Origin of the sequence: Streptomyces sp. NPDC090025, assembly GCF_044748125.1 — a bacterium.
In the GTDB taxonomy this organism is placed as follows: Bacteria; Actinomycetota; Actinomycetes; order Streptomycetales; family Streptomycetaceae; genus Streptomyces.
In genome coordinates, this window is record NZ_JBIVFL010000004.1 from 247733 (window position 1) to 256473 (window position 8741).

Here is an 8741-nt window from a genome sequence, read left to right on the forward strand (position 1 = left end):
GGCACCCCCTCCGGAATATCTCACCCGAAGGAGTGAGTAACCCCTGGGGGTGGGTACCACCGGGGCGGACGCCGAAGGGCCCTGCCCCCGACCTCTCGGTCCGGGGCAGGGCCCTTCACCTGTCGCTCCCGCGCGGTCAGGCGCCGCGCAGCACCGCGCCGGTGTGCTCGGACGCCATCGCCACGGCCGCGTCGCGGGCCGCGGTGGCCTCGTCGACCGTGAGGGTGCGGTCCGCGGCGCGGAACCGCAGGGCGTAGGCCAGGGACTTCTTGCCCTCGCCGACCTGGTCGCCGGTGTAGACGTCGAACAGGCGGATGGACTCCAGGAGTTCACCCGCGCCACCGGCCAGGTAGTACTCCACCATCGCGGACGGCACGGAGTCGTCCACGACCAGCGCCACGTCCTGGGTGGCGACCGGGAACGCGGAGATCCGCGGGGCCCGCAGCGGGCCCTCGCCCGCGCGGTCCAGGACGTCCAGGTCGATCTCCATGGCGCAGGTGCGGGCCGGCAGGCCGAGGGCCTTGACGACGCGCGGGTGGAGCTCGCCGCCGTGCCCGGCCAGGGTCTTGACCCCGTCGATCACGACGTGGAACGAGGCGCACCGGCCCGGGTGCCACGGGGCGTGCTGGTCGGCGTCGATCAGCAGCTCCGCACCGGCCTCGGCGGCCACGGTCCTGGCGGCCTGGATCGCGTCGGCCCAGTCGGCCGGGCGGCCCTTGCCCCACCAGCCGGCCTGCTCGCGGGCACCGGCCAGGACGACCGCCGCCCGGCGCGGCTGCGCGGGCAGCGCCGCGTCGACCGTGGCGATCTCGGCGTCGCTGGGACGGTGGTCGACGGGCAGCCGGACGGCCACGCCCGGCTGGCCCTCGGTCGGCCGGAACACCAGACCGGTCTCGAACAGCGCCAGGTCGTGGCTGCCGCGCCCGTCGTTGCGGCGCAGCGCGCCGAGCAGGCCCGGCAGCAGCGTCGTACGGAGCGCGGGCTCCTCGTCGGACAGGGGGTTGACCAGGGTGACCACCCGGCGGCGGGCGTCGTCGGCGTCGAGGCCGAGCTGGTCGAAGACCTGCGCGCCGATGAACGGGTAGTTCAGCGCCTCGACGTACCCGGCACCGGCGAGCGCGCGGCCCACCCGGCGGTGGGTGCGCTGGCGCTCGGTGAGGCCGCGGCCCGCCGGGGGCTTCGGCAGCGTGGAGGGCAGGTTCTCGTAGCCCTCGAGCCGGATGACCTCCTCGGCGAGGTCGTTCGGCTCGTTCAGGTCGGGGCGCCACGACGGCACCGTGACGACGAGCTCGTCCTGGCCGTAGACGTCGCAGCCGACCTCCTGGAGGCGGCGCACGACGGTCTCGCGGCCGTAGGCGACGCCCGCGACCTTGTCCGGGTGGTTCGCCGGCATGGCGACCGTGCGGGGCGCGGACGGGGCGATGACCTCGGTGACCCCGGCCTCGGCGGTGCCGCCCGCGAGCAGCACCAGCAGGTCGACGGTGCGCTGCGCGGCCGCCGCGGCGGCCAGCGGGTCGACCCCGCGCTCGAAGCGCTTGGACGCCTCGGACGACAGCTTGTGGCGGCGCGCGGTGCGGGCGATCGCGATCGCGTCGAAGTGCGCGGCCTCGACGACGACCTCGGTGGTCGCACCGGCGGCGTCGGCGTGGTCGGCGATCTCGGTGTTCGCGCCGCCCATGACGCCCGCGAGCCCGATCGGGCCGCGGTCGTCGGTGATGACCAGGTCGGCCGGGTCGAGCGCGCGCACGGTGCCGTCGAGCGTGGTGATCTTCTCACCGGGCTCGGCGCGGCGGACGCCGATCGCGCCCTGGACGCGGGTGCGGTCGTAGGCGTGCAGCGGCTGGCCGAGTTCGAGCATCACGTAGTTGGTGACGTCGACGGCGAGCGAGATCGGGCGCATGCCCGCCTTCTGCAGCCGGCGCTTCAGCCAGATCGGCGAGCGGGCCTCGGGGTCGAGACCGACGACCGTGCGGGCGGTGAAGCGGTCGCAGCCCAGCGGGTCGGCGACCTGGACCGGGTAGCCGTACGCGTTGGGCGCGGGCACGTCGAGCAGCGCCGGGTCGCGCAGCGGCAGCCCGTACGCGATGGCGGTCTCGCGGGCGACGCCGCGCATCGACAGGCAGTAGCCGCGGTCCGGGGTGACGGCGATGTCGAGGACCTCGTCGTACAGCTCCAGGAGCACGGTGGCGTCGAGGCCGATCTCGTGCTCCGGCGGCAGCACGATGATGCCGTCGGTGCCGTCGTTGCCCATGCCGAGCTCGTCGCCCGAGCAGATCATGCCGCGGGAGACCCGGCCGTACGTCTTGCGCTCGGCGATCCGGAAGTCGCCGGGGAGCACGGCGCCGGGCAGTGCCACGACGACCTTGTCGCCCTCGGCGAAGTTCCGGGCGCCGCAGATGATCTCCTGCGGCTCGCCCGTGCCGTTGGCCTGACCGACGTCGACGGTGCAGAACCGGATCGGCTTCTTGAACTCGGTCAGTTCCTCGATGGTGAGGACCTTGCCGACCACCAGGGGGCCGGTGAGACCGGCGCCGAGCTGCTCGACGGTCTCGACCTCGAGGCCGGCCGAAACCAGCTTGGCCTGTACGTCACGGCCGGTCTCCGTCGCCGGCAGGTCGACGTACTCCCGCAGCCAGGAAAGCGGGACCCGCATCAGATCTCCATCCCGAACGGCCGGGTGAACCGGACGTCACCCTCGACCATGTCTCGCATGTCTTCGACGTTGTGGCGGAACATCAGCATCCGCTCGATGCCGAACCCGAAGGCGAATCCGCTGTACTTCTCGGGGTCCACACCGCAGGCGACGAGCACCTTCGGGTTGACCATGCCGCAGCCGCCGAGCTCGATCCAGCCCTCGCTGCCGCAGGTGCGGCAGGGCCGGTCGGGGTTGCCGACGGACTCGCCGCGGCAGACGTAGCAGAGCATGTCCATCTCGGCGGACGGCTCGGTGAACGGGAAGAAGTGCGGGCGCAGCCGGGTCTTCATGCCGGACCCGAAGAGCGCCTGGACCATGTGGTCGAGGGTGCCCTTGAGGTCGGCCATGGTGAGGCCCTCGTCGACGGCCAGCAGCTCGATCTGGTGGAAGACCGGGGTGTGCGTGGCGTCGAGCTCGTCGGTGCGGTAGACGCGGCCGGGGCACACCACGTAGACCGGGGGCTCCCGGTCGATGAGGGTGCGGGCCTGGACCGGCGAGGTGTGGGTGCGCAGCACGACGCCGGACTCGTCGCCCGTGGTGCCTTCGGGACCCTGGACGAAGAAGGTGTCCTGCATCTGGCGCGCCGGGTGGTCGGGCACGAAGTTGAGGGCGTCGAAGTTGAACCACTCCGCCTCGACCTCGGGGCCTTCCGCGACCTCGTAGCCCATGGAGACGAAGACGTCGGAGACGCGCTCCATGAGGGTGGTCAGCGGGTGCCGGGCACCGGCGGGGACGCGGTCGTACGGCAGGGTGACGTCGACGGCCTCCTCGACGAGGACCCGGGCGTCCCGCTCGGCCTCCAGCTCGGTCTGGCGCGCGGCCAGGGCCTTGGAGACGGCGCCGCGGGCCTGGCCCACGGTCTTGCCCGCGGCGGCCTTGGCCTGCGGCGGCAGGGCGCCGATCTCGCGGTTGGCGAGCGCCAGCGGCGAGGTGCCGCCGGTGTGCGCCGTCTTCGCGTGGGCGAGCGCGTCGAGGTCGCCTGCGGCGGCGAAGGCGGCGATCGCCTCGTCCCGCATGCGCTCGATCTCTTCCGGTTTCAAGGCCTCGACCTCGACCGGGTCGTACGACTTATTGGGTGCCGACATCTCTTCCCGTGCTTCCGTTGGCTTTGCTGGACGGCCCCGAGCTCGACGTCAAGGGCGCAAACGTGCCAAAGGTCGAGTCTAACGGGGTGATGGGACGCGGATGAGCCCGGCGGCGGGCCCGGGCGGCTCCTGACCTCGTGCGGACCGTTGCGGACCGGTGCGGACACGTACCGGTTCCGCCGGTCGGGGCGGGTCAGAGGAGGTGGGCCGGGGTGCCGACGGGCAGGATAAATCGGAACTCGGCCCCGCCGCGGGGGCCGCGGCCGACCGTGATGGTGCCGCCGTGGGCCTCGACGACGCCCTTGACGATGTAGAGGCCGAGCCCGGTGCCGCCGCGCTTGCTGCCCCGCCAGAAGCGGGTGAAGACACGGCCCATCGACTCCTCGGGGATGCCGGGGCCTTCGTCGCTCACGGTGACCTCCGTCCCCTTCTCTCCGTCGCTGGTGGCCGTGGTGGGTGCCACCTCGATCGTGACAGTTCCCTCGCCGTGGCGCACCGCGTTTTCCAGCAGGTTGCCGAGGATCTGGTCGATCTTGTCGGGGTCGGCCCACAGATCGGGCAGCCCGCCCCTGACCCGGACGAAGAACCGGCCGGGGGCCTGGCCGCCGGTGGTGTGGGCGTGCACATGTCGGGCGACGGCGGCGGCGATGTCGACGGGCTGGCGGCGCACCTCGAGGCGGCCCGAGTCGATCCGGGAGATGTCGAGGAGTTCGGCGATCAGCCGTTTGATGCGGCCCGCGTCGGCGTCGACGGTCTCCAGCATCAGCCGCTTCTGGTCGTCGGTGAACCGCTCCCACTTGTCGAGCAGGGTGGCGGTGAAGCCCTTGACCGAGGTGAGCGGCGAGCGCAGTTCGTGGGCGACGGTGGCGATCAGCTCGGCGTGGCTGCGTTCGGTGCGGCGCCGGGCCTCGGTGCCGCGCAGCGAGACGACGACCCGGCGCACCGGCCCGCCGGACCGCTCCCGCACATAGCGGGCGGACACCAGCACCTCGCGGCCGCCGGGCAGCAGCAGGTTGCACTCGGGCTGGCCGCGCCGGGTGGCGAGGCCGCCGTACGGGTCGGTCAGCGCCCACCAGCGGCTGCCCTTGAGGTCTTCAAGGGGCAGCGCCTCGTCGAGCGGGCGGCCGAGCGCCCCGGCGGGTGGCACGGCGGTGAGGCGTCCGGCGGCGGCGTTGAAGCAGACGATCCGGCCGTGCTCGTCGGCGACGACGAGGCCGTCGGGCAGGTCGTCGGGATCGATGCCGAGCTCCTGGGTCCCGAGTCCGGTGTACGGGGCGGGCGCGGGGGCCTCCGGGGGCGGTCCGGGCGCGTGCGGGGCGGCGCTCCGTGCCTGTGCGGGACTGCCCGTGCCGACCGTCATCCCCGTCATCCCACCCCTCCGTGTACCGCAGTGGGCCCCGAGAACGTCACCCTACTAGGCGAGCGGCCCCCGTGGAGGGCTCAGCCGGTGGTTCGGGGGCGCTGGGCGCGCGCCGAGGCGTACAGGCACACGGCGGCGGCGGTCGCCAGGTTGAGGCTCTCCGCCTTGCCGTGGATGGGGACCCGGACGACGGCGTCGGCGAGCGCGCGGGTCTCCTCGGGCAGGCCCCACGCCTCGTTGCCGAAGACCCAGGCGGTGGGCCCGCCCATGGTGCCCGCGTCGAGCTCGTCGTCGAGGTCGTCCCGGCCCGCACCGTCGGCGGCGAGGATGCGGACGCCGACGCCCTTGAGTCCGGCGACGGCCTGCTCGACGGGGACGCCGACGGCGACCGGCAGGTGGAACAGGGAGCCGACGGAGGCCCGGACGGACTTCGGGTTGTAGAGGTCCACGGAGGCGTCGGTGAGGATCACCGCGTCGGCGCCCGCGGCGTCGGCGCAGCGCAGCACGGTCCCGGCGTTGCCGGGGTCGCGGACGTGCGCGAGGACGGCGACGAGCTTGGGCCGGGCGGCGAGGATGTCCTCGAACGGCGAGTCGAGGAAGCGGCAGACGCCGACCAGGCCCTGCGGGGTGACGGTCTGCGAGACCTCGGCGAGGACGGCCGCGTCGGCGTGGTGCACCCGGGCGCCGGCGGCGCGGGCGGCCTCGACGATCGGCGCGTACCGCTCGGCGGCCTCGACGGTGGTGAACAGCTCGACGAGGGTCGGCTCGCCGCCGCTGCCGCGGTGCTCGACGGCCTCGCGGACGGCCTGCGGGCCCTCGGCGATGAAGAGGCGGTCCTTGCCCCGGAAGTTGCGCTTGGCGAGCCTGCGGGCGGCGACGACGCGCGGCGAACGCGGGGAGATCAGCTCGGGGGTGGACATGTGCCTGCGGCTCTCTGACTCGTCGGGCGGTGGAACGACCGCGGCCGTACGGGCGGGACCGTGCGGGCGGTACAGGCGGTACAGGGCGGTCAACGCGCCGGACCCGCAGGCGCGGGGCCTGCGGGTCCGGGCAGAAGTACGGCGGCCTGGAAGATCAGGCGGCGGCCTTCGGGGCGTTGACGTCGGCCGGGAGGGCCTTCTGCGCGACCTCGACGAGAGCGGCGAACGCGTTGGTGTCGTTCACGGCGAGCTCGGCCAGGATCTTGCGGTCCACCTCGATGTTGGCGGCCTTCAGACCCTGGATGAGGCGGTTGTACGTCATGCCGTTCTGGCGGGCAGCGGCGTTGATGCGCTGGATCCACAGCTGACGGAAGTCGCCCTTGCGCTTCTTGCGGTCGTTGTAGTTGTAGACCAGCGAGTGGGTGACCTGCTCCTTGGCCTTGCGGTACAGGCGCGAACGCTGACCGCGGTAGCCGGAGGCCGCCTCGAGGATCGCCCGGCGCTTCTTGTGGGCGTTGACTGCCCGCTTGACGCGTGCCACTTCTTGACTCCTTGTAGCGGGGCCGTGGTGTGTTCACACGACCCGAAAATCGGATGGGTCCCGGTCTGAGCCGAGATGCCCTCGACGAACTAGCGAGGGCAGGAGATCAGGATCAGATGCCCAGCATCTTCTTGATCTTGGCGGCGTCACCCGGGGCCATCTCCGCGGTGCCGGTGAGGCGACGGGTCAGCTTGGACGACTTGTGCTCGAGCAGGTGGCGCTTACCGGCGCGCTCGCGCAGGATCTTGCCGGAGCCGGTGACCTTGAAGCGCTTCTTGGCACCGGAGTGCGTCTTGTTCTTCGGCATGGCGCCGTTATCTCCTCGTCAGTGGCGCTCCCCCCGGTGCGGGCACCGGGCTGCCGGGAGCGTCAATTCTTGGTGTGGTGGTTCCGGGCGGAACCCTGGGGCTGCCTGGCCGGCCGCCCCGCGGGATCACGCCTCGGCGTTCTCGGCCGGGGTGTCGGCCGAAGCCTCCTCGACCGAAACCTCGTCGACCTGAGCCTCGTCGGACTCGGCCGCCGGGGCGACACCCTGGCGCTCGGCCTTGCGCGCGGCCTGGGCCTCGCGAGCCTCGGCCATGGCCTCGGTCTTCTTCTTGTGCGGGCCGAGAACCATGATCATGTTCCGGCCGTCCTGCTTCGGGTTGGACTCGATGAAGCCCAGCTCCTGAACGTCCTCCGCGAGGCGCTGCAGCAGCCGGAAGCCGAGCTCGGGCCGGGACTGCTCACGACCACGGAACATGATCGTGATCTTGACCTTGTCGCCCTGCTTGAGGAACCGGACGACGTGACCCTTCTTGGTGTCATAGTCGTGCGGGTCGATCTTCGGCCGGAGCTTCATCTCCTTGATGACCGTGTGCGCCTGGTTCTTGCGCGCCTCACGGGCCTTCATGGCCGACTCGTACTTGAACTTCCCGTAGTCCATGAGCTTGCACACGGGCGGACGGGCGTTCGCCGCGACCTCAACCAGATCGAGGTCGTACTCCTGCGCGAGCTCCAAGGCCTTGGCAAGGGGGACGATGCCCACCTGCTCGCCGCTGGGGCCGACAAGACGCACCTCGGGAACGCGAATCCGCTCGTTGATGCGGGGCTCGGCGCTGATGGATCCTCCTCGGTAGCACTACGCGACCGCCTGGCGGACGGACGCGTCGACGTTGTGACTGTCGAGACCAACCGAGCGGGCGCATGAAAAATGCCCCGGACGGGACACAGGCGGGGCTCCACGGAAATACCGGAGCACCGCCGCGGTCAACCGCGGGGCGCAACATCGGGCGGCTCCATCGTCCGTACGGAACGATGGTCGCCACCTGACCGGTGACCCGCCGCCCCGGAGGACGGTCAGGTGGGAAGTCGGAGCCTCCACTTGTGGGCCGGGCACATAGGTGTCCGGCCGGTCGTCACACAAGATTAGCAGGACCCGGCGGTCGGCGCGAACCGCGCGGCGGCTTAGGGTGTGGGCATGAGCGAAACGCCCCACTCCCACGCCGATGCCACCCCGTCCGCGGAGGCCCCCGACTTCGAGGCCATGACCCGCGACATCGCCGAGGTCCCGGCGGTCGAGGTGATCGTCACCGTGGCCGTCAACCTGATGAGCGCGGCGGCCGTGAAGCTCGGCCTCACCGAGGAGGGCGACGAGCACAAGGACCTGGACGAGGCCCGCAAGCTGATCCACGCGCTGGCCGGCCTGCTGGACGCGGGCGTGACGGAGATCTCCTCCTTCCACGCCTCCCCGCTGCGCGACGGCCTGAAGTCCCTCCAGCTCGCCTTCCGCGAGGCGTCCTTCGTCCCGGACGAGCCGGGCAAGGGCCCGGGCGAGAAGTACACGGGTCCGGTCTACGGCTAGGAGCCGGGCGGAGGCGGGGGTACGGGGGTCGTCCCCCGGAAGACCGCAGGCACGGGTCCGGTCTACGGCTAGGAGCCGGGCGGAGGCGGGGGTACGGGGGTCGCCCCCCGGGAGACCGCAGGCACGGGTCCGGTCTACGGCTGGAGGCTTGGCCGGGCCGCCCCGAATCACCAAGGAGGCGGGGGGGGGGGGGGGGCCCCCCCCCCCCCCCCCCCCCGGTGGGGGGCCCCCCCGCCCCCCCCCGCGGACCCCCCCCCCCCGGCCGGCCCCCCCCCCCCCCCGCCCGCCCCCCCCCCC

8 protein-coding genes are annotated in these 8741 nt (G+C 72.6%); 1 reads left to right on the top strand and 7 read right to left on the bottom strand.

The window, feature by feature from the left end; genetic code table 11:
- Positions 1–136: 136 nt before the first annotated feature.
- The 7 genes from pheT to infC all read right to left on the bottom strand — a co-directional run bounded on the left by pheT (position 137) and on the right by infC (position 7703).
- Positions 137–2653: a phenylalanine--tRNA ligase subunit beta gene (gene pheT / locus ACIPXM_RS13710; RefSeq protein ID WP_401655036.1), complete on the bottom strand. Its 2517-nt coding sequence runs from the start codon at positions 2651–2653 to the stop codon at positions 137–139.
- Positions 2653–3780 carry a phenylalanine--tRNA ligase subunit alpha gene (gene pheS / locus ACIPXM_RS13715; protein ID WP_401655037.1) on the bottom strand — a complete coding sequence of 376 codons (1128 nt, stop codon included), beginning with the start codon at positions 3778–3780 and terminating at the stop codon, positions 2653–2655. Before pheS ends, pheT begins: the two co-directional genes overlap by 1 nt.
- A gap of 193 nt (positions 3781–3973) precedes the next feature.
- Positions 3974–5140: an ATP-binding protein gene (locus ACIPXM_RS13720; protein ID WP_401655211.1), complete on the bottom strand. Its 1167-nt coding sequence runs from the start codon at positions 5138–5140 to the stop codon at positions 3974–3976.
- Positions 5141–5220: 80 nt separating this feature from the next.
- Complete coding sequence (locus ACIPXM_RS13725) at positions 5221–6060, bottom strand: TrmH family RNA methyltransferase (RefSeq protein ID WP_401655038.1); 840 nt, start codon at positions 6058–6060, stop codon at positions 5221–5223.
- Positions 6061–6214: 154 nt separating this feature from the next.
- Positions 6215–6601: a 50S ribosomal protein L20 gene (rplT, locus tag ACIPXM_RS13730; protein WP_361397873.1), complete on the bottom strand. Its 387-nt coding sequence runs from the start codon at positions 6599–6601 to the stop codon at positions 6215–6217.
- Positions 6602–6713: 112 nt separating this feature from the next.
- Positions 6714–6908 carry a 50S ribosomal protein L35 gene (rpmI, locus tag ACIPXM_RS13735; protein ID WP_073818494.1) on the bottom strand — a complete coding sequence of 65 codons (195 nt, stop codon included), beginning with the start codon at positions 6906–6908 and terminating at the stop codon, positions 6714–6716.
- Between the two features lie 126 nt (positions 6909–7034).
- A complete protein-coding gene (gene infC / locus ACIPXM_RS13740; RefSeq protein ID WP_401655212.1) occupies positions 7035–7703 on the bottom strand; it encodes a translation initiation factor IF-3 in 669 nt (222 codons plus the stop codon).
- A gap of 357 nt (positions 7704–8060) precedes the next feature.
- Here infC and ACIPXM_RS13745 point away from each other — a divergent pair, with 357 nt between their 5' ends.
- The gene (locus tag ACIPXM_RS13745) at positions 8061–8444 is read left to right on the top strand and encodes a DUF1844 domain-containing protein (protein ID WP_401655039.1); all 384 of its coding nucleotides are present in this window, start codon (positions 8061–8063) and stop codon (positions 8442–8444) included.
- The last annotated feature ends 297 nt before the right edge of the window (positions 8445–8741 follow it).